We start from the raw sequence: 24237 nt of genomic DNA, 5'->3' as shown, positions 1-24237 counted from the left end.
GCCCGGCCAATACGCGCGATAAATCCAGTACCCGCAGATGCGACAGCGCGCCCATGGTCGCTCTCCTATTAATAGAACGCCTGCAGACCAGTTTGCGCACGCCCGAGGATCAGCGCGTGAACGTCATGGGTACCCTCATAGGTATTCACCACTTCCAGGTTGACCAGATGACGGGCCACGCCGAACTCATCGGAGATACCGTTGCCGCCCAACATGTCGCGAGCCATGCGGGCGATATCCAGCGACTTGCCGCAAGAGTTGCGCTTCATGATCGAAGTGATCTCGACCGCAGCCGTGCCTTCATCCTTCATGCGCCCCAGACGCAAGCAACCTTGCAGGGCCAGAGTAATTTCGGTCTGCATGTCGGCCAGCTTCTTCTGGATCAACTGAGTAGCGGCCAGAGGACGTCCGAACTGCTGACGATCGAGGGTGTATTGGCGAGCGGTGTGCCAGCAGAATTCTGCAGCGCCCAGCGCGCCCCAGGAAATGCCATAACGCGCGGAGTTGAGACAGGTGAACGGACCTTTCAGACCGCGCACATCCGGGAAGATGTTCTCTTCTGGCACGAACACGTTGTCCATGACGATCTCACCGGTGATCGACGCACGCAGACCGACCTTGCCGTGAATCGCTGGAGCACTCAGGCCTTTCCAGCCCTTTTCCAGTACGAAACCACGGATGTCGCCGGCATCGTCTTTGGCCCAGACCACAAACACATCAGCGATCGGGCTGTTGGTGATCCACATCTTCGCGCCGGTCAGGCTGTAGCCGCCGTCGACTTTGCGTGCACGGGTAATCATCGCGCCCGGATCGGAACCGTGGTTCGGCTCGGTCAGGCCGAAGCAGCCGATCCACTCGCCGGAAGCCAGTTTCGGCAGGTATTTCTGCTTCTGTGCTTCGGTGCCGAATTCGTTGATCGGCACCATCACCAGCGACGACTGCACGCTCATCATCGAGCGGTAGCCGGAGTCGACACGCTCGACTTCACGGGCAATCAGACCATAGCTGACATAGTTGAGACCGCTGCCACCGTACTGCTCTGGGATGGTCGCGCCCAACAGACCGACTTCGCCCATTTCGCGAAAGATCGCCGGGTCAGTCTTCTCATGACGAAAAGCTTCGAGAACACGCGGTGCGAGGCTCTGTTGAGCGAACTGCTCGGCGGTGTCGCGGATCATGCGCTCTTCTTCGGTGAGCTGTTGATCCAGCAACAGGGGATCGATCCAGTTGAAGCTAGCTTTACCGCCCATGAGTGTGTCCTCGCAAATCGGGTGAATTAACGTGGCATTGATCCTAGGCGCGGTTCGCTGTCGCGGCAAACGAGGATTTCGCATTCTGTTGTGCTAATTTCTCACTCCGAAACGTCGCGAAATGCCTTTTATGCGGCGCATTAGTGAGGTTGACGTACATGCGCAGGAAGATCCCCAGCACCACAGCACTTATCAGCTTCGAGGCCGCCGCGCGTCACGAGAGCTTTACCCGCGCCGCTGAAGAACTTTCCCTCACCCAGGGCGCCATTTGCCGACAGATCGCCAGCCTTGAGGAGTTCCTCAGCGTGGAACTGTTCCGACGCTCGCGACGCGGAGTGAAACTGACCGAAGCGGGACTTTCCTACAGCCGCCGCGTCGCCACGCAACTCGATGCGGTCGAGCGCGACACCCTCTCGGTGATGGGCCAGCAAGGCACCAACGTGATCGAACTGGCGGTAGTGCCGACTTTCGGCACGCAATGGTTGCTGCCACGCCTCAAAGACTTTCAGCTCAAACACCCGGAAGTCACCGTCAACCTGACCAACCGCACTCGCCCCTTCCTGTTTGCCGATACAGAATTCGACGCAGCAATCTATTTCGGCGATGCCGACTGGTCGGGTACCGAATCCCACAGATTGATGGGCGAAAATCCGATGCCGGTGTGCAGCCCCGCCCTACTCGGCAACAAGACACATCTGACAGCCGATGAGATTGCCGATCTGCCACTGCTGCAACAGACCACGCGCCCTTATGCCTGGCGCCAGTGGTTCAACTCGCAGCAGCTGAATATCCCTCGCGACATGACAGGCCCGCGCTACGAGCTATTCTCCATGCTCGCCCAGGCCGCCATGCACGACATGGGCATTGCGCTGATTCCACCGTTCCTGATCCAGCGTGAACTGGCCGAGAAACGCTTGGTGATTGCCAACCCGCAGGCGCTCTCCAGTATCAAGGCCTATTACCTGATGATTCCCGAACGAAAAGTCGAATCAGCGTCATTAAAGGCATTTCGCGACTGGCTGGTAACTCAGGCGCAGAGCTACAGCCTAGAAGGGTAAAGGCTCACAGCGATAACTAACCCCGTAGTCAGGAAATACAAAGCCCTACAGATATAAGTATTTGTCGCAATTGCACAGACTGTATCCGAAAGTCGTACAGACGTCCCACAAGCGCCTGACGACGTGGCTTTGAGCCTCCATCGGCGACGCATTGATGCCTATTCACGTCACCGATGAGAAATTTTTCCATAATCGGCCAGAATCCTTGCAAGGCACGGCCTGCAAGGGATTCAGTTGGCCATCTGCGACATTCGGTCACGGCATGACTTGTAGTTAATTTTCCGTCACCCGTCATAATCCCTTGAAGGGCATAAAGTTCGCCTGCAAAATGCCGCGCCCCGCCCTGATTCGGCGGGATCGTGCTGATCGGCCGCCCCAGTCGCACCATCCGTAGTGCATGGGTTTACTCAATAAGATCACGCAGGAGATTTGACGTGCACATTGGTGTTCCTCTCGAAACCCAGACCGGTGAAACACGGGTTGCTGCAACCCCGGAAACCATTAAAAAGCTGATCAGCCAAGGTCATAAGGTCACTGTGCAAACCGGCGCCGGCGTTAAAGCCAGTGTTGTCGACAGTGCCTATGAAGCGGCAGGCGCAACCATTGGCAGTGCCAATGACGCGTTTGGCGCTGAGCTGATTCTCAAAGTGGTCGCCCCAAGCGATGCCGAGCTGACGCTGATCAAGCGCGGTACGGTGCTGGTGGGCATGCTCAACCCGTTCAACAACGAAACCATCGCGAAGATGGCCGAGTGCGGCATTACCGCGTTCGCCCTCGAAGCGGCGCCGCGCACCTCGCGCGCGCAGAGTCTCGATGTGTTGTCGTCGCAGGCGAACATTGCCGGCTATAAGGCTGTGTTGCTGGCCGCTCACCACTACCCACGCTTCATGCCAATGCTGATGACCGCTGCGGGCACCGTGAAAGCGGCGCGCGTGCTGATTCTCGGCGCAGGTGTGGCCGGGTTACAGGCGATTGCTACCGCGAAACGTCTGGGTGCGGTCATCGAAGCGTCTGACGTGCGTCCGGCGGTGAAAGAGCAGATCGAATCCCTCGGTGCCAAGTTCGTCGACGTACCTTACGAGACCGATGAAGAGCGTGAATGCGCCGTCGGTGTCGGCGGTTACGCGCGGCCAATGCCGGCAAGCTGGATGCAGCGTCAGGCCCAAGCCGTGCACGAACGGGCCAAACAGGCTGACATCGTCATCACCACCGCGCTGATTCCGGGCCGCAAGGCGCCGACGCTGTTGAGCGCGGAGACTGTGGCGCAGATGAAACCGGGTTCGGTGGTCATCGACCTCGCGGCGGCTCAGGGCGGCAACTGCCCACTGACCGTGGCAGACCAAGTCGTCGTCGAGAATGGCGTGACCATTTGTGGCCCGACCAATCTGGCCGGTGAAGTCGCTGCAGACGCCTCGGCACTGTACGCGCGCAACCTGCTGGACTTCCTCAAGCTGGTCTTCACCAAAGAAGGCCAGTTCGACGTCAACCTCGAAGACGACATCGTCGCCGCGTGCCTGATGTGCCGCGACGGCCAAGTCATCCGCAAAAACGCCTAAGCAGGGATTCAGACGATGGAAGAGCTTATCTCCCCCGGTATCTACAACCTGATCATCTTCGTGCTGGCGATTTATGTCGGTTACCACGTGGTCTGGAACGTTACACCTGCGCTGCACACGCCTTTGATGGCGGTGACCAACGCCATCTCGGCGATCGTGATCGTCGGCGCTATGCTCGCGGCCGCGCTGACCGTTACGCCGCTGGGCAAAACCATGGGCACCCTCGCCGTGGCGCTGGCTGCGGTCAACGTATTCGGTGGCTTCCTGGTCACCCGCCGCATGCTTGAGATGTTCAAGAAGAAAGCCCCGAAAGTAAAAGAAGAGGCGCCGAAGTAATGAGCATGAATCTCGTCACGACGCTCTACCTGATCGCGTCGATCTGTTTTATCCAGGCCCTCAAAGGCCTATCGCACCCGACTACCTCGCGGCGCGGCAACCTGTTCGGCATGCTCGGCATGGCCTTGGCCATCCTGACTACCGTCGGCCTCATCTATAAGTTGGGTGCTGAGCTGGCAACTGCCGGTATCGGTTACGTCATCGTCGGTCTGCTGGTCGGCGGCACTGCCGGTTCGATCATGGCAAAGCGCGTTGAAATGACCAAGATGCCGGAACTGGTCGCCTTCATGCACAGCATGATCGGTCTGGCAGCGGTGTTCATCGCGATCGCCGCAGTTGTTGAGCCGCAATCGCTGGGTATCGTTAAACAGCTGGGCGACTCGATCCCGGCGGGCAACCGTCTGGAGCTGTTCCTCGGTGCGGCCATTGGTGCGATCACCTTCTCGGGTTCGGTAATTGCCTTCGGCAAGTTGTCGGGCAAGTACAAGTTCCGCCTGTTCCAGGGCGCACCGGTACAGTTTGCCGGGCAGCACAAGCTCAACGCAGTGCTGGGTCTGGCGACGCTGGCACTGGGCCTGACCTTCATGTTCACTGGCAACCTCACCGCGTTCGCGCTGATGCTGGCACTGGCGTTCGTGATGGGTGTGCTGATCATCATCCCGATCGGCGGCGCGGACATGCCGGTGGTGGTGTCGATGCTCAACAGCTACTCGGGCTGGGCGGCGGCGGGTATCGGCTTCTCGCTGAACAACTCGATGCTGATCATTGCCGGTTCCTTGGTGGGTTCGAGCGGTGCGATCCTCTCGTACATCATGTGCAAGGCGATGAACCGTTCCTTCTTTAATGTACTGCTCGGCGGTTTCGGCAACACGGCCGACGCTGGCCCGGCCGGTGCAAAAGAAGCACGTCCGGTGAAATCCGGTTCGGCTGACGACGCAACCTTCCTGCTGACCAACGCCGACACCGTGATCATCGTGCCGGGCTACGGCTTGGCGGTTGCACGTGCACAGCATGCTCTGAAGGAATTGACCGAGAAGCTGACCCACCGTGGCGTAACCGTGAAGTATGCGATTCACCCAGTAGCGGGTCGTATGCCGGGGCACATGAACGTCCTGCTCGCCGAGGCCGAAGTGCCTTACGATCAGGTGTTCGAGATGGAAGACATCAACTCCGAGTTCGGCCAGGCCGACGTGGTGTTGGTGCTCGGCGCGAACGACGTGGTCAACCCGGCGGCGAAGAACGATCCGAAATCGCCGATTGCCGGTATGCCGATTCTCGAAGCATTCAAGGCCAAGACCATCATCGTCAACAAGCGCTCGATGGCCAGCGGCTATGCCGGTCTGGACAACGAACTGTTCTATCTGGACAAGACCATGATGGTCTTCGGCGACGCGAAGAAAGTCATCGAAGACATGGTCAAAGCGGTCGAGTAATTCCCCGCTGCAAGACCAAACGCCCCGACCTGTCGGGGCGTTTTTGTTTGCGCAAACAGTCGGACAATATGCCGCGTTGTTGCAGATCCAGTAACGGTGTTTTACTTCAAACCCGCTGAATAGACGCCTCGTTTGCGACCTTGGTAGCGGGACAGGCGCTCGTCAAATTCACTAGACTGCGCATCCTGCTACTCGCTTCCCGAGATAATAATCCATGTACCGTGACCGTATTCGCCTGCCTTCGTTGTTGGATAAAGTGATGAGCGCCGCCGACGCAGCCGCTCTGATTGAGGACGGCATGACCGTCGGCATGAGCGGTTTCACCCGTGCCGGCGAAGCCAAAGCCGTCCCTCACGCACTGGCCGAGCGGGCCAAGGTCACGCCGCTGAAGATCAGCCTGATGACCGGCGCCAGCCTGGGCAACGACCTCGACAAGCAACTGACCGAGGCCGGTGTGCTGTCGCGGCGCATGCCGTTCCAGGTTGACAGCACCTTGCGCAAGGCAATCAACGCCGGCGAAGTCATGTTCATCGACCAGCATCTGTCGGAAACCGTCGAGCAACTGCGCAACCAGCAATTAAAGCTGCCGGACATCGCGGTCATCGAAGCCGTGGCCATCACCGAGCAAGGTCACATCGTGCCGACCACCTCGGTGGGCAACTCGGCGAGCTTCGCGATTTTCGCCAAACAGGTGATCGTCGAGATCAACCTGGCGCACAACGCCAACCTCGAAGGCCTGCACGACATCTATATCCCGACCTACCGCCCGACGCGCACGCCGATTCCTCTGGTGAAAGTCGACGATCGCATCGGCAGCACCGCGATTCCGATCCCGCCGGAGAAGATTGTCGCCATTGTCATCACCCAGCAGGCGGATTCACCGTCAACGGTGTCGACCCCGGATGTCGATACCAACGCCATCGCCGAGCACCTGATCACGTTCTTCAAGCAGGAAGTCGACGCCGGGCGCATGACCAACAAGCTCGGCCCGTTGCAGGCGGGGATCGGCAACATTGCCAACGCGGTGATGTGCGGCCTGATCGATTCGCCGTTCGAGGACCTGACCATGTACTCCGAAGTGCTGCAGGATTCGACGTTCGACCTGATCGATGCCGGCAAGCTGAGTTTTGCGTCGGGCAGTTCGATTACCCTGTCGGAGCGCCGCAACAGTGACGTATTCGGCAATCTGGAGAAGTACAAGGACAAACTGGTGCTGCGTCCGCAGGAGATCTCCAACCACCCGGAAGTCGTACGGCGCCTGGGCATCATCGGCATCAACACGGCGCTGGAGTTCGACATCTATGGCAACGTCAACTCCACACACGTCTGCGGCACGCGGATGATGAACGGCATCGGCGGTTCCGGCGACTTCGCGCGCAACGCGCATCTGGCGGTGTTCGTGACCAAGTCGATCGCCAAGGGCGGCGCGATTTCCAGTGTGGTGCCTATGGTCAGCCACGTTGACCATACCGAGCACGATGTCGACATTCTGGTGACCGAAGTCGGGCTGGCCGACTTGCGCGGCCTGGCGCCACGGGAACGGGCGCGGGTGATCATCGATAACTGCGTGCACCCAGACTTCCGCCAGGCGCTGAACGATTACTTCACGGCGGCCTGTGCAATCGGTGGTCACACCCCGCACATCCTGCGTGAAGCGTTGAGCTGGCACACGAACCTGGAAGAAACCGGGCGCATGCTCGCTGTCTGATTCACACAGATAATCCGCTGACGCAAACACAGTTTGTGTCAGCGGACATACGCAAGCCTCCCGCCTGACAAAAACTGTACTGCTGTACTGGTCATTTCCTACAGCATTTGCCTACCGCTTCAACTCAAATGAGCGAAAACGCACCACTTAAGTGCGGACAGGTACAGTTTGCTCAATTTTGACCCGTACACCCCCTATAAACAGTTAACTGGTCACTCACAATACAGTTGAACTGTATCTAGAGAGACTTGGCAAACGAGAGGATCATGGGCACCAGTCAAACCACTACCTGATCCCGCCACAAGCGGAAGGATGTCAACCATGGAACGTACACTCAGTTCCGAACTGTTCTTCGAAGACAAAGCTGTAAACACCCAGGCTTCCCTGCCTCTGCGCGTTATCGCCAACCTGATGTTGTGGCAGCGCCGCATCTCCAGCCGCCACCAATTGGCTCGTCTGGATTCGCGTCTGCTGGCTGACGCCGGTATCAGCGAAGCACAACGCTACGAAGAGCTGAGCAAGCCGTTCTGGCGCTAAGTAGCGTCGCTGGCTCTGGTCGTTAGACCCACCGCCAGCAACCCGAATTGAACAAACAAAACCCGTCGTGGAAAACCGCGACGGGTTTTGTCGTTTTGGGCTCTTAAAAAGCCATACCAGTACAGTTCACATAATTCGAAATGAGACTATTACAATTGTAGGAGCTGCCGAAGGCTGCGATTTTTTGATCTTGAAAATCCAAAGCAAAAGATCGCAGCCTTCGGCAGCTCCTACAGTTTTTCGTCTGGATGCTGGTTAGGTATCGGGTTCTGCGCCTAATATCCACGCAGAACGTGGCGAATGCTGTGTCACCGGCGTCTGACTCCTCAGATACCGAGCCACCTCTCTCTACGGTTTATCCAAAGGAGTTACACCATGCCCCGTCTTCGTCTGCTCAGTGCCGCCGCCCTGCTGGCCGTGGCTGCCAACGCCAGCGCTACCAGCTTCATCGTGACCACCGACGCCGTTGTCGGCGCTCTGAAATCCTCGTCCGACGCCACGTCCGATGTGACTTCATCTTTCCGTGACGACAAAATCGTCCTCGCCGCCCGTGACGACGCTGCCAGCTTCGTGGCCAGCGAAGGTGAAATCCGTGGCGTGAAACTGGAAAGCGCACTGGATCACATCCGTCACCAGGCGCCACAACTGCAAGCCACTGACGCACAACTGGCTCAGGCCATCCTGACGATCTAAGCGCCAGGTACCAATCGGGACACGCCGTTCGTGTCCCGATGTTTCGGCGCTGGCTCTGGCCCGGGCATTGCGCTAGCCTTCGGGCTCACCAAAAATTACCGAGTCCGATGCGCTTTCTTCCAAATCTACTGATTCCCTCCATATTGTTCACCGCCTGCTGGACGGCGCCGGCCAATGCCTTTGATGCTTTCAACGCGTCGACCCAAGGCACCGTCGTCAGTGGTTACGCCACCAGCATGGTGTCTTCTGCGCCTTTCGACCGTAAACTGCTGCTCGCCGCCCACGATGACGCGGCCGCGTTTGTTGCCAGTGAAGGTGAATGGCGAGGTGTTCGTCTGGAATCCGCGCTGCATTACCTGCGCAAAACCCGACCGAAACTTCATGTCAGCGACCTTGAACTGGCAGAAGCAATTCTCGTCCAATAGTTATCCTGTACCCCAGTTATCCTTGCCCTTCCGGAGTCGTTCCATGCGTAGCCCGCTGATTGCTGCCGCCCTTGGCCTGTTTTTGTTGGCCGACGTGGCCCAGGCGCACACCCTGGTAGCCACCAGTAACATCATCGTTCGTGCCTCCCAGCGCACCATCGATTTCACTTCCGACACCACCACGTCGATTCGCGACTCGAAAATTATCCGCGAAGCCCACGACGACGCTGCCAGTTTCGTCGCGTCCAATGGCGATATCCGTGGCGCGCACCTGGAAGCCGCGCTCAATACCTTGCGCACTCGCGTACCGGAAGCGCGCGACGCCAGTGATCAGATTCTCGCCGAAGCCATCCTCGCACTGTGAGGTCACTCGGCACCTGGCTGCTGGCCGGGGCGTTGTTGCTGCTTGGCAACAGCGCCCACGCCGGCCTGCAACTGCGGCTCAAGACCGACGGTCTGAGCCCCGCCCAACAACAGGCCAGCCAGGCGCTGATCGATGAGGCAATGCAAAAGCTGCCGCCGAGCTTTATCGAGCGGCTGGATCGGCGCATCGATGTCGGCTGGACCGACGACATGCCCGCCAACGCCTATGGCCAAGCCACACTGGTGGCCGAGCTCGATCTGAATCGAAAACTGCTCGCCGGTCTTACTGACGGCAGTGCGGCCAAAGAAAAAACCAATCGCCCCCACGGCACTGTGCGTCAGGAACTGCTCGCCACGGTGCTGCATGAAATCACCCACATTTATGATCGCGCGCGACTGTGGCCGAGTGCCGAGCGCACGCTGATCCAGCGCTGCACTCGACGGTTCAACAGCGCCGGGCTGATCGGCATTCCCGACGAGTGTCGCGGTCAGAACGGCCGGCGCTTCACCCTTAGCGATGATCCGCGCCTGCTCGACCTCGCCGGTTGGCAGCAATACGTCGGCCGTCGCGGTGAGCGCGAACAACACAACCGGCAAATCGCTCGCAGCCCGGACCTGTACGAAATCTCCAGCCCGAAGGAGTTCGTCGCGGTCAACATGGAGTATTTCCTCCTCGACCCGAGCTACGCCTGCCGCCGTCCGGCACTGTACCGCTATTACCAGCAACACTTCGGCTGGGCGCCGCCGGCCAAGGACGCCTGCAGCAAGACCTTCTCGTTCCTCAATGCCGGCAACGACTTCGCCAAGCAACCCTTGGGGCAGGTCGATCCGGAGCGGGTGTATGCCGTCGACTATCTGCTGGCCGAGGCCAATCAGAACTGGGTCAGCCGTTGGGGCCACAGCATGTTGCGCCTGGTGATCTGTGCACCGGGCCGCCCACGTGGCCCGGATTGCCGGCTCGATCTGGACCAGCATCTGGTGCTGTCCTACCGCGCCTTTGTTGGCGATGTGCAGCTGTCGAGTTGGGACGGCCTGGTCGGCAAATACCCGTCGCGCCTGTTCGTGCTGCCGCTCGCGCAGGTTATCGACGAATACACCAAGACCGAACTGCGCAGCCTCGCGTCGGTGCCGCTGAACCTGACACGGGAGGAGATCGAAGGCGTAGTCGAGCATGCGGCCGAGATGCACTGGAGCTACGACGGCAACTATTTCTTCCTCTCCAACAACTGCGCGGTAGAAGGGCTGAAGCTGTTGCGCAGCGGCAGTAACAACAACCAGTTCGTCGGACTGGACAGCATCATGCCCAACGGCTTGCTGGAAGTGATGAAGGGCCGTGGTCTGGCGGACACCAGTGTGCTGGATGATCCGAAAGAAGCGTTGCGTCTGGGCTATCGCTTCGACTCGTTCCGCGATCGCTATCAGGCGATGTTCGATGTGTTGAAGAAACAATTGCCAATCAAACAGAACACCGTCGAGGAATGGCTTTCGCTGACAGCCGAAGAACGCCGTGAGTGGTTTGAGCGCGCCGACTTGCGCACCAGCGCCGCCCTGCTGCTGTTGGAGCAGGCCAGTTATCGACGCCAGTTGTTGCTGGCTCAGGATGAGGTCAAGCAACGCTACCTCGGCGCGCGGGAGCTGGAAAACGGCGGTATGGACAAGGCCAACGCGACCTTGCAGGAAATCCTCGCCAACAGCGGGTTCCTTAGCCGTCCGGCGGAATTGCTCGATTCCAAGGGTTACGGATTGCCGCAGCCAACCGAGTTCAGTCGACTCGAAGCCGAGAGCAGTCAGCGGCAGAAAAAGCTGCTGGCACTGTCCGGTGACCTGGACGCAGAAGTGCGCAAATTGCTGGAGCCGAAGCGGGCCGCCGAAATTGCGGCCAGTGAGGAGAATGTGAAGCAGATCGGCGCGCATCTGCGCAAACTGCACAAGGCCTCCGGCGGACTGGAGCTGCCCTGAAAAAAAGACCGCAGCCATTGGCTGCGGTCTTTTTTATTGCCTGCCGATCAATACAAAACGCCATCGAGAATTTCGTAAACGATCCCGGTGCCCACCGCGATCAGCACGATGTCGCCGCCAGCGCGGCGCCATTCATAACCCGGGTACACCGGCAAACGACCCAACGCGCGATTATCCAGACGCTCGCCATAATAGCCGTGCGGCAACGGTCGCCCACGCTCCAGATGAATGCCCGGAGGTGGCGGCGCACCGCGTACAAAGTAGCCATGATTGTCACGAATGGTCTGGCGCACCGGGCCGAAGTCGTGCGGCGGCGGACCGCCACGGTGATCACTCTGTGGGCCACGGTGGTCGTCACCGTGATTGTCGCCGCGGTTATCGTAATGGCCTTGTTGCGGGCCGCCGTGGTCGTGATCGTCGCGCGGATCAGCGCTGGCCAGCAGCGGCGTCGCACTGATCATCAGCACGCCCAATCCGGCCATCAGACGTTTCGGCATTTTCATCGAGTATTTCCTCACGGCACAAACAGCAAAAAGGGCTTCAGAACGATGTTCTGAAGCCCTCGGTCTTGCTCATTTAGTCTGTGCCGCGAGGCGCTAATTCCTCTGTATCAGGAACTTTACCTTCAGCTGACGCGGGCCTTACGCACGCCTTCGGAGAGTGCCGAGCAAAGGCTCAGTACACCGTCGATGGCTTGGGCTGGCGTCGTTGCATTGGCGATGTGATCGATCAATGCCGAGCCCACCACTACACCGTCGGCCAGACGCGCGATGGCCGCTGCTTGCTCTGGAGTGCGGATGCCAAAACCGATGCTGATCGGCAGATCGGTATGACGGCGCAGACGGGTCACCGCCTCTTCGACATGCTCCAGGGTTGCTGCGCCAGCACCGGTCACACCGGCTACCGACACGTAGTAAACAAAACCTGAGCTGCCATTGAGCACTTTCGGCAGACGCGCATCGTCAGTAGTCGGCGTGGTCAGACGGATGAAGTCCAGACCGGCAGCCTGCGCCGGGTCGCACAGCTCGGCGTTGTGCTCGGGCGGCATGTCGACCACGATCAGGCCATCGACACCGGCGTCTTTCGCATCGGCGATGAAGCGCTCGACGCCATACATGTGAATCGGGTTGAAGTAACCCATCAGCACCAGCGGTGTGTCGCTGTTGCCTTCACGGAACTCGCGAACCATTTGCAGGGTTTTCGCCAGATTCTGCTTGGCGCCCAAGGCACGGATGTTCGCCAGTTGAATCGCCGGGCCGTCGGCCATCGGGTCGGTGAACGGCATGCCCAGCTCGATCACATCGGCGCCCGCGCCCGGCAAACCTTTGAGGATCGCCAGCGAGGTGTCGTAGTCCGGATCACCGGCGGTGACGAAGGTCACCAGCGCGGCGCGGTTCTGTTCCTTGAGGTCGGCAAAACGCGTTTGCAGGCGGCTCATCAGTGTTTCTCCTGCTTGGACTGTTCCATATGGTGCATGACGGTCTGCATGTCTTTGTCGCCACGGCCCGACAGGTTGACCACCATCAGGTGGTCCTTCGGCAGCTTCGGTGCGCGTTTGAACACTTCAGCCAAGGCGTGGGCGCTTTCCAGTGCAGGAATGATCCCTTCCAGGCGGCAGCATTTGTGGAACGCGTCGAGGGCTTCGTCGTCAGTCACCGAGGTGTACTGAACGCGGCCGATGTCATGCAACCACGCGTGTTCCGGGCCGATACCCGGGTAATCGAGGCCGGCGGAAATCGAGTGGGCGTCGATGATCTGGCCATCGTCGTCCTGCAGCAGGAAGGTACGGTTGCCGTGCAGCACGCCCGGAACGCCGCCATTCAGGCTGGCCGCGTGCTTGCCGGTTTCGATGCCGTAACCGGCCGCTTCAACGCCGATGATTTCAACGCTCTTGTCGTCGAGGAACGGGTGGAACAGGCCCATGGCATTGGAACCGCCACCGATGCACGCCACCAGGCTGTCCGGCAGACGACCTTCCTGCGCCTGCAACTGATCACGGGTTTCCTTGCCGATGACAGCCTGGAAGTCGCGAACCATTGCTGGATAAGGGTGCGGCCCGGCCACGGTGCCGATCAGGTAGAACGTGCTGTCAACGTTGGTCACCCAGTCACGCAGGGCTTCGTTCATCGCGTCTTTCAGGGTGCCGGTGCCGGCAACCACTGGAATCACTTCCGCGCCGAGCAGTTTCATGCGGAAGACGTTGGCCTGCTGACGCTCGATGTCAGTGGTGCCCATGTAGATCACGCAGTCCAGACCGAAACGTGCGGCGACGGTGGCAGTGGCCACGCCGTGCATGCCGGCGCCGGTCTCGGCGATGATGCGTTTTTTGCCCATGCGCCGCGCCAGCAGGATCTGGCCGATGCAGTTGTTGATCTTGTGCGCGCCGGTGTGATTCAGCTCTTCACGCTTGAGGTAGATCTTGGCACCGCCGCAGAACTCGGTCAGGCGTTCAGCGAAATACAGTGGGCTCGGACGTCCGACATAATCACGCTGGAAGTAGGCCAATTCTTCTTTGAATGCAGGATCTTCCTGGGCCGCTTCGTATTCGCGGGCCAGATCGAGGATCAACGGCATCAGGGTTTCCGCCACGTAGCGGCCACCGAACGAACCGAACAGGCCGTTATCGTCCGGGCCGTTACGCAGATTGGAAGTGTTCGAAGTCTGGGTCATGAGTCGCTCCAGGTGAATTCGGGTCAAGAGACAATGACGACCACTCTACCCCTGACCTTCCAGGCTGAAAACCGATAAGATCGCCACAACCTGTCAGGAAAACTCACAGATACCATGAGCCATGACCTTCCCCCGCTGAACGCCCTGCGTGCGTTCGAAGCCACCGCCCGGCTGAACAGTGTGAGTCAGGCCGCCGAGCAGCTGCACGTAACCCACGGCGCGGTCAGTCGTCAGCTCAAGGTGCTTGAAGAACACCTCGGCGTCAGTCTGTTCGCCAAGGACGGGCGCGGCTTGAAACTCACAGATGCCGGCATGCGTTTACGCGATGCCAGCGGTGAGGCGTTTGATCGGTTGCGCAGTGTTTGTGCTGAACTCACACAGAGCACCGCCGATGCGCCGTTTGTGCTGGGTTGCTCCGGAAGTCTGCTGGCACGCTGGTTCATTCCGCGCTTGGGGCGGTTGAATGCCGATCTGCCGGATCTGCGTCTGCATTTGTCGGCGGGTGAAGGCGATCTTGATCCTCGGCGGCCGGGACTGGATGCATTATTGCTGTTTGCTGAGCCGCCATGGCCGGCCGACATGCAGGTTTACGAATTGGCCGCAGAACGCATCGGTCCGGTCATGAGTCCGCTGTTTAGCGGTTATCAGCGCCTGGAAACCGCACCAGCCTCGGCGCTGCTCAATGAACCGCTACTGCACACCACTTCGCGTCCGCAAGCCTGGCCGAGTTGGGCGCAGCAGAACGCACTCGACGCCAAGGCGTTGAAGTTGGGACAAGGTTTCGAGCATTTGTATTATTTGCTGGAGGCAGCAGTGGCCGGTCTGGGAGTGGCCATCGCGCCGGAGCCGCTGGTGACGGAAGACCTGAAGGCCGGTCGCCTGGTTGCGCCATGGGGCTTCTGTGAAACCCCGGCGCAACTGGCGTTGTGGCTACCCAAGCGCGCCGCAGACGGACGCGCCCGGCAACTGGCGCAATGGCTCAAGAACGAGCTGCGCCAGAGCGATCACTCGCCGCGCTTGAACAGCAAGTAAGCGGCCAGCAGACCGATCGCACCGACTGCGACACCGGCAGTCGTCCACGGATGTTCCTGCGCGTAGTCGCGGGTGGCGATCCCCGTTTCGCGGGTTTTAACCTTGACTTCTTCATAAGCGTCGCTGAGCAGGTGACGCGAGTGTTTCAGCGCGCTTTCGGCATTGCTTTTCAGCACCTTGAGGGTCTTGCGCGACTCGTCCGAAGCGTCGTCCTTCAAGCTTTCCAACGATTTGAGCAGACTCTCGATCTCGGCTTCCATGCTTTGCAACGAGGCTTTACGTAAAGAGGTGTTGGCCATGGTGGCTCTCCTGCATTGGTGATGAGTGGCGTGTGTTGGTTGGGACTTCAGCGGTTTGAGAAAGTGCAGAAAATCTGAACTTCGCTTGCGCGCCGCCACCGAAATCAACAGTGCAGATTCACTGCTAGTCTCAATTCCACACGCCAAGGAGATCGCCATGAGTGACCATCACACGTACAAGAAAGTCGAGCTGGTCGGTTCGTCCGCCAGCAGCATCGAAGACGCCATCAACAACGCGCTGGCCGAAGCCAACAAGAGCATCAAGCATCTTGAGTGGTTTGAAGTGGTCGATACCCGTGGCCACATCAAGGACGGCAAGGCGGCGCACTTTCAGGTGACGCTGAAAGTCGGCTTCCGCATTGCCAGCAGCTGAGTTTGGTCTAGTCTTCTGAACTTGCGCGCTGGCCGAGTGCCATAGGAATGGCAAAGCGCTACAGGGTGGCTGCATCGAGTGAACGACTCGATGCCCGCCTCTTTTAATCCGACCAGGGAGTGCGACCGATGAAGAAGTTCATGTTGGCAGTAGGTTTGTTGAGCCTTGCGGGTGGTGCGTTTGCTGCCGGCAAGCCTTGTGAAGAGCTGAAAAGCGAGATTGCGGCGAAAATTGATGCCAAAGGTGCGTCCAATTATTCGCTGGAAGTAGTCGATAAGGGCTCAGCGGCTGACGGTAAAGTGGTTGGCACCTGCGAAGGTGGCACCAAGGAAATCGTCTACAAGCGCGGTTGATTGCGCCTGAAATACAAAAGCCGACGTGAAGGCGTCGGCTTTTTTGTGTCTGAAAGATTTGTGATGTGTTTGAGATTGATCCCCCTCACCCCAGCCCTCTCCCCCAGGGGGGCGAGGGGGAAAGGGAGCAGATCGGGGGTTGTTCAGAACCTGAGTACGACTGGAGTTTTCAGGTCGATGTTGGGCGCAAGAACACCTCAATCAGTCCCCTCTCCCTCCGGGAGAGGGCTAGGGTGAGGGTGCCTTTCGGCTTTTCAGCCCTTCATGACCTGCGCGAGCAGTTCGTAGGAGTGCACACGATCAGCGTGTTCATACAAATCGCTGGTGAAAATCAGCTCATCCGCCTGCGTCTGCTCAACCAACACCTCAAGCTTCGCGCGAATCTTCTGCGGGCTGCCAACCATCGCCAGCCCAAGAAAATCCCCCACCGCTTCACGCTCATGGGGCAACCACAGGCCATCCATGGTTTTCACCGGCGGACGCTGCACCAGGCTCTGCCCACGCATCAACGCGAGAATGCGCTGGTACACCGAAGTCGCCAGGTAATCGGCTTGTTCATCGGTATCGGCGGCCACCAGTGGCACGCCGAGCATCACATACGGCTTGTCGAGCACCGCCGACGGCTTGAAGTGATTGCGGTAGACGCGAATCGCCTCGTGCATGAAGCGCGGGGCGAAATGCGAGGCGAAGGCGTAAGGCAAACCGCGCTCACCGGCCAGTTGCGCACTGAACAGGCTGGAACCCAGCAGCCAGATAGGCACGTTGGTGCCGGTGCCCGGCATGGCGATCACGCGCTGATCCGGCGTGCGCGGGCCGAGATAGCGCACCAGTTCGGCGACGTCCTCGGGGAAATCATCAGCGCTGCCGGAGCGTTCACGGCGCAGCGCCCGCGCGGTCATCTGATCGGAACCAGGCGCACGGCCCAGACCGAGATCGATCCGACCCGGATACAGGCTTTCCAGGGTGCCGAACTGCTCGGCAATCACCAGCGGCGCATGGTTGGGCAGCATCACGCCGCCGGAGCCGACGCGGATGGTCGACGTCCCGCCCGCCAGATAACCCAGCAACACCGAGGTGGCGGAACTGGCAATGCCGTCCATGTTGTGGTGTTCAGCCACCCAGAACCGCGTGTAGCCGAATTTCTCTACATGCTGCGCCAGATCCAGCGAGTTGCGCAGTGATTGCGCCGGGCTGCCGTTCTCTCGCACCGGTACCAGATCGAGGGTGGAAAATTTTACGTCGGACAGTTGTTTCATAAACCTGCGTCTCCGAGTGAGGAGGCAGGCTTTTCTTGCGAACGAAAACCTGCCAAATCCATAAGCGTGTTTTGTGCAATGAGGGCATATACCCGAGTTTCAATAGCGGTGATGAAATTTCCTACTAAAAAAGTCAACGATTCAGCCGGGCTGAACTTTGTTCCGGCGTCTATCCTCAGAAGCCTTGCAAGTAAAAACCACGACGGCGCGGCGTTTCCGCGTCAGATCTTGAGGAGGCAGACATGGCTATCGTGAAGAAAGCATCCGCACATTGGGCAGGCGATCTGAAAACCGGCATTGGCTCGATCTCCACCGAAACCGGGGTCCTCAGAGAAGCACCCTACGGTTTCAAGGCGCGCTTTGAGGGCGGCAAAGGTACCAACCCAGAGGAACTGATCGGCGCGGCGCATGCCGGCTGCTTCTCCATGGCGTTTTCGATGATTCTGGGCGATGCGGGCCTGAAGGCCGACAGCATCGACACTCAGGCGGAAGTGACCCTCGATCAGGTGGATGGCGGATTCGCAATCACCGCTGTGAAGCTGATTCTCAAGGCGAAAATCCCGGGGGCGACTCAGGCGCAGTTCGAAGAGCTGAGCAACAAGGCCAAGGAAGGGTGCCCGGTGTCGAAAGTGCTGAATGCGAAGATTACGCTTGAGGCTTCGCTGGTCAGTTGATTCGGTGTTGTCTGATCTGACGCCTTCGCGAGCAGGCTCGCTCCCACCTTGGAACTGTGTGCCACACAAATCCCTGTGGGAGCGAGCCTGCTCGCGAAAGCTGTTTGAAGATCAAACCTGAAGTTGTGAGCGAAGTCAGAACCCTCGCTGTAAAAATATGGTCGAATACGTGACAGCAGCTTCAGCGCACGCCCGTGCGCGCTGCCTCAGGGAGCTTCACTCATGAAACGTATTGGCTTGGCGATTCTCTGCAGTGCACTGGCCACTTCTGTCATTGCGGCGCCCAAAGACTGCGAAGAACTGAAAAACGAAATCGAAGTGAAGATTCAGGCCAACGCCGTGCCATCTTACACGCTGGAAATCGTCAGCAGAGAGGAGGCCGCAAAACACGACGTGGCGATGGTCGTCGGCACCTGCGACAACGGCCAGAAAGCGATCATCTATCAGAAGAACGACAGCTGAGTCGCCTCAGATAATGCAGTTGTACTCGCGATCCTCGGCGACGATTTCACGCTTGGCGTTGTACAGCCGGGCACTCGGGGTGAACGCCAGCGAGCGGCCCTCCAGCACATAACGCTGCCCGGCCTCGAAATGGTCATAGCGGATGTACAAATAACACAGCCGCTCTACCGGGCCGTTCATCAAGCTGCCGCCTCCGCCAAACACTTCGAAATCGAACCGCACGCGCAATTCATGGCTGCCCGGGGTGACCTGAAAGTAGCGCCCGTCATTCAGTCGCTGTTTGTCGAGGCGCTCGGCCATGAGCACTTTACCGCCGGGCGTCGGCGTCGAAAAATCGACCCAAGCCATGTGCGGATCGACCGGCGGTAACGGCGTCTGGCAACCGGCCAATACACTGGCAACGAGCAACAACAGCAACTGGCGCATGATGAATATCCACGGATCCGAATACTCAGCATAGCGCCGATCAGGTGCGCTGACAGCCTGCCGGTGTGCCCTGGCCTACCACCTTGCGCTGCTCGTCATAGAGCTTGGCCCAAGGGCGGAAACCGATACTGCCAGCCTGTAACTGGTATCGCTGACCGGCATTGAAATCCTTGAATTTCACACTCAACTGGCAATCGCGCCACAGCGGTTCAGCGTCGGGACCGATGTTGGTCGCCTCCACTGGAAATTGATAACGCACTTTCAACTCATGGCTGCCGGGCTGCACTTCAAAATAGCGTTTGTCGGCGGTCGCCTGAGTATCAACCTGCAACGCTTGCAGCGCCGTGTCCTGTTGCCGGGCATCGAGATCGATCCAGGCTTGCGAAGGGTCAGGATCGGGCATTCCGAATCCGGCACAACCGGCCAGCGTCAGCAGGCCTCCTGACAGCATCAACATGCGCATAGCGGTGCTCCTTAAGGCGGGATAGTCTTGCGGACAGACTCTCCGGGGGATTTCTTATTTTGATCAGGCCGTTTCCAAGCCTTGGGTTACTTGATCGCGTTTTTCGGGTTTTGTTTCCGGGTGTGTTGTTTTTGTTGCTCAACGGTTGCGCCAGCGTCAGCTATTACAGCCAGTTGGCCAGCGGTCAGCTGCAATTGCTACGGGCGCGAGAGCCTGTGGAAAAGGTGATCAACGACCCGAATCGCGACGCGACACTGCGCGCACACTTGGCTCAATCGCAGAAGGCCCGCGCCTTTGCCAGCGAGCATCTGCATTTGCCGGATAACCAGAGCTATCGCCTTTACGCCGATATCCATCGCCCGTACGTCGTGTGGAATGTGTTTGCCACGCAGGAGTTCTCCCTGACGCCGCAAAACCATTGCTTCCCGATTGCCGGGTGTGTGGCCTATCGCGGCTATTACAGTCAGAGCGCCGCGCGAGGCGAAGCGGCAATCCAGCGCCTGCAGGGCATGGATGTTTCGATTGGCGGTGTTGAGGCTTACTCGACGCTCGGCTGGTTCAACGACCCGATCCTCAATTCGATGATGGGCTGGGGCGACGAGCGCCTGGCCACGCTGATCTTTCACGAGCTGGCGCACCAGCGTTTCTATGTGAAGGACGACACCGAATTCAACGAATCCTTTGCCACGTTTGTCGAGCAGGAAGGCACGCGGCAGTGGCGGGCGTTTCGCGGGTTGCCGGCGGATACCGATTCACGGCTGAAGCAGCGCGATCAGTTTATTGAATTGGTCCTCGATACCCGCTCACGGCTGGAAAAGCTCTACGCGCAGTCAATACCGGTTGAGCAAATGCGCGAACACAAAGCAGCCGAGTTCGAACAGTTTCGCCGGGATTATCGGCTGATGAGGGACAGCCAGTGGGCCGGGGACAAGCGTTATGACGCTTGGGTGAATACGCCGCTGAACAATGCGCGATTGCTGCCGTTTGGACTTTATGACCAGTGGGTGCCGGCGTTTGCGGCGTTGTTCAAAAATAACGGAGGGGATTGGCTGAGGTTTTATGCGGAGGTAGAGAAGTTGGGTGGGCTGCCGGTGGCTGAGCGTAAGGCGGCGCTGAAAGCGTTGGCAGACTCTCAAGCCTTCAGTGGCTGAACTGGCCTCATCGCTGGCAAGCCAGCTCCCACAGGGACACCGTTGGACTTGAGTACATCGCTCACCTGTGGGAGCTGGCTTGCCAGCGATAGCGTACGGATCAGCGCTGCAGAAACGCCTGATGCAATTCGTCCAGCGTTTCAAAGTGATAAGCCGGCGCCTCGGCATTCAACTCTTCAAAACTGCCAAACCCATAACCGACCGCCGCCGCATCCAGACCGTTGCTGCGCGCCCCGATCAAGTCATGCTTGCGATCGCCAATCATCAGCGTATCCGCCGGATCCAGCCCTTCTTCCTTGATCAGATGCGCAATCAACTCAACCTTGTTGGTCCGCGTGCCATCCAGTTCACTGCCGTAGATCACCTTGAAATGCCGGGCGAAGTCGAAGTGCCGGGCAATCTCGCGGGCAAATTCCCACGGTTTCGAAGTCGCGATATACAGCTGCCGGCCCTGCCCGCTCAGGGTTTCCAGCAACGGCGTAACACCTTCGAACACACGGTTCTCATACAGGCCAGTGACCTTGAAGCGCTCACGATAGAAATTCACCGCCTGCCACGCCTTGGCCTCGTCAAACTCATAGAACTGCATAAACGCCTGCAACAACGGCGGGCCGATGAAGTGTTCCAGTTTGGTCAAATCCGGCTCATCGATGCCAAGCCTGGCGAGGGCAAACTGGATCGAACGGGTGATGCCCTCACGCGGGTCGGTCAGGGTGCCATCGAGGTCGAACAGTACGGTTTGGTAATGCATGGGTATTCCTGAGCAGTCGCGAATTCGATTCAGAGTGTTTCGTAGCCTTCGGCCAGATGCAGGTCCTTGAGCTTCACGTAATTGGCGGCGCTGTAGGTGAAGAAGGCGTTTTCCTTGTCGCTCAACGGACGGATCTGTTTCACCGGACTGCCGACATAAAGGAAGCCGCTTTCAAGGCGCTTGCCCGGCGGCACCAGGCTGCCGGCGCCGATGATCACGTCGTCCTCAACCACCGCGCCGTCCATGACGATGCTGCCCATGCCGATCAACACGCGGCTGCCGACGGTGCAGCCATGCAGCATGACTTTGTGGGCGATGGTCACGTCATCGCCAATCAGCAGCGGGAAGCCGTCCGGATTGAACGGGCCGGCGTGGGTGATGTGCAACACGCAGCCGTCCTGGACGCTGGTGCGCGCGCCGATGCGGATGCGGTGCATGTCGCCGCGGATCACGGTCAGCGGCCAGACCGAGCTGTCTTCACCGATTTCGACGTCGCCGATCACCACCGCCGAGGCGTCGACAAATGCGCCTTTGCTCAGGCTGGGGGTGTGATTCTGGTACTTGCGAACGGACACGATAATTTCTCTCTCTGTCGCCGATAGCTGCGGATGATGCCGATTGTAATTAAGATGGGGCAATGTTTCCCCAGCCAAGGTGCCAACCGTGAGCGTGAACAACCCTCTGCTGCAGTCCTACGACCTGCCACCGTTCTCCACGATCCGTGCCGAACACGTCCTGCCCGCCATCGAAACGATCCTGGCCGACAACCGCGCCGCCATCGCCGAAATCCTCAAGACCCAAGGCCAGAACCCGACCTGGGCCGGCCTGGTACTGGCGATGGACGAACTCAATGACCGTCTCGGCGCTGCCTGGAGCCCGGTCAGCCACCTCAACGCCGTGTGCAACAGCGCCGAGCTTCGCGAAGCCTACGAGTCGTGCCTGCCTGCCCTGAGCGCCTACTCCACCGAGATGGGCCAGAACCGCGAGCTGTTCCAGGCTTATGAAGCGCTGGCCAACAGCCCGGAAGCCGCTGGTTTCGACGTGGCGCAAAAGACTATTCTGGAACACGCCCTGCGTGACTTCCGTCTGTCGGGTATCGACCTGCCGGAAGCCGAACAGAAGCGCTACGCCGAAGTGCAGAGCAAACTGTCCGAGCTGGGCAGCCGCTTCTCCAATCAACTGCTCGACGCCACGCAGGCGTGGACCAAGCACGTCACCGACGAAGCCGCCCTCGCCGGCCTGACCGATTCGGCCAAGGCGCAAATGGCTGCCGCCGCACAGGCCAAAGGCCTGGATGGCTGGCTGATCACCCTGGAATTTCCGAGCTACTACGCGGTGATGACCTACGCGCAAGATCGTGCGCTGCGTGAAGAAGTCTACGCCGCCTACTGCACCCGCGCCTCGGATCAAGGCCCGAACGCCGGTCAGAACGACAACGGCCCGGTGATGGAAGAGATCCTCGACCTGCGTCAGGAACTGGCCAAGTTGCTGGGTTTTGCCAGCTTCTCCGAGCTGAGCCTGGCCACCAAAATGGCCGACTCCAGCGATCAGGTGCTGAGCTTCCTGCGCGATCTGGCCAAGCGCAGCAAGCCGTTTGCTGCGCAGGATCTGCAACAGCTACGCGCCTACGCCGCCGAACAGGGCTGCGCCGATCTGCAAAGCTGGGACAGCGGTTTCTACGGCGAGAAGCTGCGTGAACAACGCTACAGCGTTGCTCAGGAAACCCTGCGCGCTTACTTCCCGATCGACAAAGTGCTGGGCGGCCTGTTTGCCATCGTCCAGCGTCTGTACGGCATCGAAATCGCCGAGCAGAAAGGCTTCGATACCTGGCACCCGGACGTGCGCCTGTTCGAGATCAAGGAAAACGGTCAGCACGTCGGCCGCTTCTTCTTCGACCTCTATGCCCGCGCCAACAAGCGTGGCGGTGCGTGGATGGACGGCGCCCGCGACCGTCGCCGCACGGTTGATGGCGTACTGCAAAGCCCGGTGGCCAATCTGGTGTGCAACTTCACTCCGGCCGACAGCGGCAAACCAGCGCTGCTGACCCACGATGAAGTGACCACGCTGTTCCACGAGTTCGGCCATGGCCTGCATCACCTGCTGACCCGCGTGGATCACGCCGGCGTTTCCGGGATCAACGGCGTGGCGTGGGATGCGGTCGAGTTGCCAAGCCAGTTCATGGAAAACTGGTGCTGGGAGCCGGAAGGCCTCGCGCTGATTTCCGGTCATTACGAAAGCGGCGAGCCGCTGCCGCAGGATCTGCTGGAAAAAATGCTCGCGGCGAAAAATTTCCAGTCCGGCCTGATGATGGTCCGTCAGCTCGAGTTCTCGCTGTTCGACTTCGAATTGCACGCCACCCACGGTGACGGCCGCAGTCCGCTGCAAGTGCTCGAGGGCGTGCGTGACGAGGTGTCGGTGATGCGTCCGCCGGCCTATAACCGCTTCCCGAACAGCTTCGCGCACATCTTCGCCGGCGGTTACGCGGCGGGTTACTACAGCTACAAGTGGGCTGAAGTGCTGTCGGCGGATGCCTTCTCGAAGTTTGAAGAAGACGGCGTGCTCAACGCTGAAACCGGTCGCGCGTTCCGCGAAGCGATTCTGGCGCGCGGCGGTTCGCAGGCACCGATGGTGCTGTTCGTCGACTTCCGTGGTCGTGAGCCGTCGATTGACGCACTGTTGCGCCACAGCGGCCTCAGTGAGGACGCGGCAGCATGAGTGAGGGGCCTGTGATTACCAAAAAACGTTTTATCGCCGGGGCGGTCTGCCCGGCGTGCAGCGAGCCGGACAAGTTGATGATGTGGAACGAAGACAGCGTGCCGCACCGTGAATGTGTGGCTTGCGGTTACTCCGATACGCTGAACGAGCAAGGTCTGTCGGTACCGAAAGAACTGGGCACGCGGGTCAACACCAGCGCGCTGAACAAACCCGCGCCAGACAAGACGGTACAGGCGGTGCAGTTCTTCCCGAATCCGAAGCTCAAAAAGAAGACCGAAGACTGAGTCGCAACAT

At 59.3% G+C, this 24237-nt stretch carries 29 protein-coding genes (1 of these 29 only partly in view); 18 read left to right on the top strand and 11 right to left on the bottom strand.

Annotated features, from left to right (window positions below; genetic code table 11):
* Together RMV17_RS00385 and RMV17_RS00380 are read right to left on the bottom strand one after the other, a co-directional pair.
* Nucleotides 1–55, bottom strand: the beginning of a protein-coding gene (locus RMV17_RS00385) for a CaiB/BaiF CoA-transferase family protein (protein WP_034152284.1). 1166 nt of this gene lie to the left of the window's left edge; 55 of the gene's 1221 nt are visible here — the first part of the coding sequence; it begins with the start codon at nucleotides 53–55; its stop codon lies off the left edge, out of view.
* A 13-nt stretch (nucleotides 56–68) separates the two neighbouring features.
* Entirely contained in the window at nucleotides 69–1250 is a 1182-nt protein-coding gene (locus RMV17_RS00380) for an acyl-CoA dehydrogenase (RefSeq protein ID WP_007953903.1), read from the bottom strand.
* A 158-nt stretch (nucleotides 1251–1408) separates the two neighbouring features.
* Between RMV17_RS00380 and RMV17_RS00375 the strand changes: the two genes are divergently transcribed.
* The 10 genes from RMV17_RS00375 (at nucleotide 1409) to RMV17_RS00330 (ending at nucleotide 11318) form a co-directional block, all read left to right on the top strand.
* Nucleotides 1409–2308: a LysR family transcriptional regulator gene (locus RMV17_RS00375; protein ID WP_026000638.1), complete on the top strand. Its 900-nt coding sequence runs from the start codon at nucleotides 1409–1411 to the stop codon at nucleotides 2306–2308.
* Between the two features lie 434 nt (nucleotides 2309–2742).
* Nucleotides 2743–3864 (top strand): Re/Si-specific NAD(P)(+) transhydrogenase subunit alpha, encoded by a 1122-nt coding sequence (locus RMV17_RS00370; protein WP_007911649.1) that lies wholly within the window; start codon nucleotides 2743–2745, stop codon nucleotides 3862–3864.
* A 15-nt stretch (nucleotides 3865–3879) separates the two neighbouring features.
* Nucleotides 3880–4200, top strand: a complete 321-nt coding sequence (locus RMV17_RS00365) for an NAD(P) transhydrogenase subunit alpha (protein WP_003187417.1) — start codon at nucleotides 3880–3882, stop codon at nucleotides 4198–4200.
* Entirely contained in the window at nucleotides 4200–5633 is a 1434-nt protein-coding gene (locus tag RMV17_RS00360; RefSeq protein ID WP_007911651.1) for an NAD(P)(+) transhydrogenase (Re/Si-specific) subunit beta, read from the top strand. The genes RMV17_RS00365 and RMV17_RS00360 overlap by 1 nt, the downstream gene beginning before the upstream one ends.
* 214 nt (nucleotides 5634–5847) lie before the next feature.
* Complete coding sequence (locus RMV17_RS00355; RefSeq protein WP_311884727.1) at nucleotides 5848–7341, top strand: acetyl-CoA hydrolase/transferase family protein; 1494 nt, start codon at nucleotides 5848–5850, stop codon at nucleotides 7339–7341.
* A 321-nt stretch (nucleotides 7342–7662) separates the two neighbouring features.
* Nucleotides 7663–7878 (top strand): DUF1127 domain-containing protein, encoded by a 216-nt coding sequence (locus tag RMV17_RS00350; protein WP_007911656.1) that lies wholly within the window; start codon nucleotides 7663–7665, stop codon nucleotides 7876–7878.
* A gap of 375 nt (nucleotides 7879–8253) precedes the next feature.
* Nucleotides 8254–8571, top strand: a complete 318-nt coding sequence (locus RMV17_RS00345) for a DUF2388 domain-containing protein (protein WP_311884724.1) — start codon at nucleotides 8254–8256, stop codon at nucleotides 8569–8571.
* Between the two features lie 107 nt (nucleotides 8572–8678).
* Complete coding sequence (locus RMV17_RS00340; RefSeq protein ID WP_311884722.1) at nucleotides 8679–8996, top strand: DUF2388 domain-containing protein; 318 nt, start codon at nucleotides 8679–8681, stop codon at nucleotides 8994–8996.
* 43 nt (nucleotides 8997–9039) lie between these two features.
* Nucleotides 9040–9360, top strand: a complete 321-nt coding sequence (locus tag RMV17_RS00335; protein WP_311884720.1) for a DUF2388 domain-containing protein — start codon at nucleotides 9040–9042, stop codon at nucleotides 9358–9360.
* Nucleotides 9357–11318 (top strand): DUF4105 domain-containing protein, encoded by a 1962-nt coding sequence (locus tag RMV17_RS00330; protein WP_311884718.1) that lies wholly within the window; start codon nucleotides 9357–9359, stop codon nucleotides 11316–11318. The genes RMV17_RS00335 and RMV17_RS00330 overlap by 4 nt, the downstream gene beginning before the upstream one ends.
* A 47-nt stretch (nucleotides 11319–11365) precedes the next feature.
* On the opposite strand, the gene RMV17_RS00325 is transcribed toward RMV17_RS00330, so the two are convergent.
* From RMV17_RS00325 to trpB, 3 genes are all read right to left on the bottom strand, one after another.
* Nucleotides 11366–11821 (bottom strand): anti-virulence regulator CigR family protein, encoded by a 456-nt coding sequence (locus RMV17_RS00325; protein WP_311884716.1) that lies wholly within the window; start codon nucleotides 11819–11821, stop codon nucleotides 11366–11368.
* Between the two features lie 122 nt (nucleotides 11822–11943).
* Nucleotides 11944–12756, bottom strand: a complete 813-nt coding sequence (gene trpA / locus RMV17_RS00320; RefSeq protein ID WP_311884714.1) for a tryptophan synthase subunit alpha — start codon at nucleotides 12754–12756, stop codon at nucleotides 11944–11946.
* Complete coding sequence (gene trpB, locus RMV17_RS00315) at nucleotides 12756–13988, bottom strand: tryptophan synthase subunit beta (RefSeq protein ID WP_311884712.1); 1233 nt, start codon at nucleotides 13986–13988, stop codon at nucleotides 12756–12758. Before trpB ends, trpA begins: the two co-directional genes overlap by 1 nt.
* A gap of 114 nt (nucleotides 13989–14102) precedes the next feature.
* Between trpB and RMV17_RS00310 the strand changes: the two genes are divergently transcribed.
* Nucleotides 14103–15020: a LysR family transcriptional regulator gene (locus RMV17_RS00310; protein ID WP_311884710.1), complete on the top strand. Its 918-nt coding sequence runs from the start codon at nucleotides 14103–14105 to the stop codon at nucleotides 15018–15020.
* On the opposite strand, the gene RMV17_RS00305 is transcribed toward RMV17_RS00310, so the two are convergent.
* Nucleotides 14993–15319: a DUF883 family protein gene (locus RMV17_RS00305; protein WP_311884708.1), complete on the bottom strand. Its 327-nt coding sequence runs from the start codon at nucleotides 15317–15319 to the stop codon at nucleotides 14993–14995. The genes RMV17_RS00310 and RMV17_RS00305 overlap by 28 nt on opposite strands.
* A 157-nt stretch (nucleotides 15320–15476) precedes the next feature.
* Here RMV17_RS00305 and RMV17_RS00300 point away from each other — a divergent pair, with 157 nt between their 5' ends.
* Entirely contained in the window at nucleotides 15477–15692 is a 216-nt protein-coding gene (locus tag RMV17_RS00300) for a dodecin (protein ID WP_007911688.1), read from the top strand.
* A gap of 128 nt (nucleotides 15693–15820) precedes the next feature.
* Nucleotides 15821–16045, top strand: coding sequence for a DUF1161 domain-containing protein (locus RMV17_RS00295; RefSeq protein WP_108224855.1), 225 nt, complete (start codon nucleotides 15821–15823; stop codon nucleotides 16043–16045).
* 254 nt (nucleotides 16046–16299) lie between these two features.
* Here RMV17_RS00295 and RMV17_RS00290 read toward each other — a convergent pair whose 3' ends face one another.
* On the bottom strand, nucleotides 16300–17301 hold the full coding sequence (locus RMV17_RS00290; RefSeq protein ID WP_034152274.1) for an LLM class flavin-dependent oxidoreductase: 1002 nt from the start codon (nucleotides 17299–17301) through the stop codon (nucleotides 16300–16302).
* A gap of 242 nt (nucleotides 17302–17543) precedes the next feature.
* Between RMV17_RS00290 and RMV17_RS00285 the strand changes: the two genes are divergently transcribed.
* Both RMV17_RS00285 and RMV17_RS00280 read left to right on the top strand, forming a co-directional pair.
* Nucleotides 17544–17975, top strand: coding sequence for an OsmC family protein (locus tag RMV17_RS00285; RefSeq protein WP_034152273.1), 432 nt, complete (start codon nucleotides 17544–17546; stop codon nucleotides 17973–17975).
* 222 nt (nucleotides 17976–18197) lie between these two features.
* Complete coding sequence (locus tag RMV17_RS00280; protein WP_311884703.1) at nucleotides 18198–18437, top strand: DUF1161 domain-containing protein; 240 nt, start codon at nucleotides 18198–18200, stop codon at nucleotides 18435–18437.
* A gap of 6 nt (nucleotides 18438–18443) precedes the next feature.
* Here the strand turns inward: RMV17_RS00280 and RMV17_RS00275 are convergent, their stop codons facing one another.
* Both RMV17_RS00275 and RMV17_RS00270 read right to left on the bottom strand, forming a co-directional pair.
* Nucleotides 18444–18863: a hypothetical protein gene (locus RMV17_RS00275; protein ID WP_311884701.1), complete on the bottom strand. Its 420-nt coding sequence runs from the start codon at nucleotides 18861–18863 to the stop codon at nucleotides 18444–18446.
* A gap of 40 nt (nucleotides 18864–18903) precedes the next feature.
* A complete protein-coding gene (locus tag RMV17_RS00270) occupies nucleotides 18904–19326 on the bottom strand; it encodes a hypothetical protein (protein WP_034152270.1) in 423 nt (140 codons plus the stop codon).
* Between the two features lie 59 nt (nucleotides 19327–19385).
* On the opposite strand from RMV17_RS00270, the gene RMV17_RS00265 reads away from it, so the two are divergent.
* Complete coding sequence (locus tag RMV17_RS00265; protein WP_311884699.1) at nucleotides 19386–20477, top strand: aminopeptidase; 1092 nt, start codon at nucleotides 19386–19388, stop codon at nucleotides 20475–20477.
* A 100-nt stretch (nucleotides 20478–20577) separates the two neighbouring features.
* Here the strand turns inward: RMV17_RS00265 and RMV17_RS00260 are convergent, their stop codons facing one another.
* Both RMV17_RS00260 and RMV17_RS00255 read right to left on the bottom strand, forming a co-directional pair.
* Nucleotides 20578–21228, bottom strand: a complete 651-nt coding sequence (locus tag RMV17_RS00260) for an HAD family hydrolase (RefSeq protein ID WP_311884697.1) — start codon at nucleotides 21226–21228, stop codon at nucleotides 20578–20580.
* Between the two features lie 29 nt (nucleotides 21229–21257).
* The gene (locus tag RMV17_RS00255; protein WP_311884695.1) at nucleotides 21258–21803 is read right to left on the bottom strand and encodes a gamma carbonic anhydrase family protein; all 546 of its coding nucleotides are present in this window, start codon (nucleotides 21801–21803) and stop codon (nucleotides 21258–21260) included.
* Between the two features lie 88 nt (nucleotides 21804–21891).
* Here RMV17_RS00255 and prlC point away from each other — a divergent pair, with 88 nt between their 5' ends.
* Entirely contained in the window at nucleotides 21892–23943 is a 2052-nt protein-coding gene (gene prlC / locus RMV17_RS00250; RefSeq protein WP_311884693.1) for an oligopeptidase A, read from the top strand.
* On the top strand, nucleotides 23940–24227 hold the full coding sequence (locus RMV17_RS00245; RefSeq protein WP_064116624.1) for a YheV family putative zinc ribbon protein: 288 nt from the start codon (nucleotides 23940–23942) through the stop codon (nucleotides 24225–24227). The genes prlC and RMV17_RS00245 overlap by 4 nt, the downstream gene beginning before the upstream one ends.
* Nucleotides 24228–24237 lie beyond the last annotated feature (10 nt).

The sequence above is a fragment of the Pseudomonas sp. VD-NE ins genome, from assembly GCF_031882575.1.
In the GTDB taxonomy this organism is placed as follows: domain Bacteria; phylum Pseudomonadota; class Gammaproteobacteria; order Pseudomonadales; family Pseudomonadaceae; genus Aquipseudomonas; species Aquipseudomonas fluorescens_BZ.
Note: the sequence above shows the minus strand (reverse complement) of the source record. Positions and strands in the feature narration are given on the sequence as shown.

Excerpts from the sequence above, each read along its gene's own strand:
- RMV17_RS00305 (WP_311884708.1), bottom strand. The coding sequence starts at position 15,319 with ATGGCCAACACCTCTTTACGTAAAGCCTCGTTGCAAAGCATGGAAGCC.
- RMV17_RS00365 (WP_003187417.1), top strand. The coding sequence starts at position 3,880 with ATGGAAGAGCTTATCTCCCCCGGTATCTACAACCTGATCATCTTCGTG.
- RMV17_RS00275 (WP_311884701.1), bottom strand. The coding sequence starts at position 18,863 with ATGCGCCAGTTGCTGTTGTTGCTCGTTGCCAGTGTATTGGCCGGTTGC.
- RMV17_RS00290 (WP_034152274.1), bottom strand. The coding sequence starts at position 17,301 with ATGAAACAACTGTCCGACGTAAAATTTTCCACCCTCGATCTGGTACCG.
- RMV17_RS00300 (WP_007911688.1), top strand. The coding sequence starts at position 15,477 with ATGAGTGACCATCACACGTACAAGAAAGTCGAGCTGGTCGGTTCGTCC.
- RMV17_RS00335 (WP_311884720.1), top strand. The coding sequence starts at position 9,040 with ATGCGTAGCCCGCTGATTGCTGCCGCCCTTGGCCTGTTTTTGTTGGCC.
- RMV17_RS00340 (WP_311884722.1), top strand. The coding sequence starts at position 8,679 with ATGCGCTTTCTTCCAAATCTACTGATTCCCTCCATATTGTTCACCGCC.
- RMV17_RS00325 (WP_311884716.1), bottom strand. The coding sequence starts at position 11,821 with ATGAAAATGCCGAAACGTCTGATGGCCGGATTGGGCGTGCTGATGATC.
- RMV17_RS00345 (WP_311884724.1), top strand. The coding sequence starts at position 8,254 with ATGCCCCGTCTTCGTCTGCTCAGTGCCGCCGCCCTGCTGGCCGTGGCT.
- RMV17_RS00280 (WP_311884703.1), top strand. The coding sequence starts at position 18,198 with ATGAAACGTATTGGCTTGGCGATTCTCTGCAGTGCACTGGCCACTTCT.
- trpA (WP_311884714.1), bottom strand. The coding sequence starts at position 12,756 with ATGAGCCGCCTGCAAACGCGTTTTGCCGACCTCAAGGAACAGAACCGC.
- RMV17_RS00285 (WP_034152273.1), top strand. The coding sequence starts at position 17,544 with ATGGCTATCGTGAAGAAAGCATCCGCACATTGGGCAGGCGATCTGAAA.
- RMV17_RS00295 (WP_108224855.1), top strand. The coding sequence starts at position 15,821 with ATGAAGAAGTTCATGTTGGCAGTAGGTTTGTTGAGCCTTGCGGGTGGT.
- RMV17_RS00310 (WP_311884710.1), top strand. The coding sequence starts at position 14,103 with ATGAGCCATGACCTTCCCCCGCTGAACGCCCTGCGTGCGTTCGAAGCC.
- RMV17_RS00360 (WP_007911651.1), top strand. The coding sequence starts at position 4,200 with ATGAGCATGAATCTCGTCACGACGCTCTACCTGATCGCGTCGATCTGT.
- RMV17_RS00270 (WP_034152270.1), bottom strand. The coding sequence starts at position 19,326 with ATGCGCATGTTGATGCTGTCAGGAGGCCTGCTGACGCTGGCCGGTTGT.
- RMV17_RS00380 (WP_007953903.1), bottom strand. The coding sequence starts at position 1,250 with ATGGGCGGTAAAGCTAGCTTCAACTGGATCGATCCCCTGTTGCTGGAT.
- RMV17_RS00260 (WP_311884697.1), bottom strand. The coding sequence starts at position 21,228 with ATGCATTACCAAACCGTACTGTTCGACCTCGATGGCACCCTGACCGAC.
- trpB (WP_311884712.1), bottom strand. The coding sequence starts at position 13,988 with ATGACCCAGACTTCGAACACTTCCAATCTGCGTAACGGCCCGGACGAT.
- RMV17_RS00375 (WP_026000638.1), top strand. The coding sequence starts at position 1,409 with ATGCGCAGGAAGATCCCCAGCACCACAGCACTTATCAGCTTCGAGGCC.
- RMV17_RS00355 (WP_311884727.1), top strand. The coding sequence starts at position 5,848 with ATGTACCGTGACCGTATTCGCCTGCCTTCGTTGTTGGATAAAGTGATG.
- RMV17_RS00350 (WP_007911656.1), top strand. The coding sequence starts at position 7,663 with ATGGAACGTACACTCAGTTCCGAACTGTTCTTCGAAGACAAAGCTGTA.
- RMV17_RS00245 (WP_064116624.1), top strand. The coding sequence starts at position 23,940 with ATGAGTGAGGGGCCTGTGATTACCAAAAAACGTTTTATCGCCGGGGCG.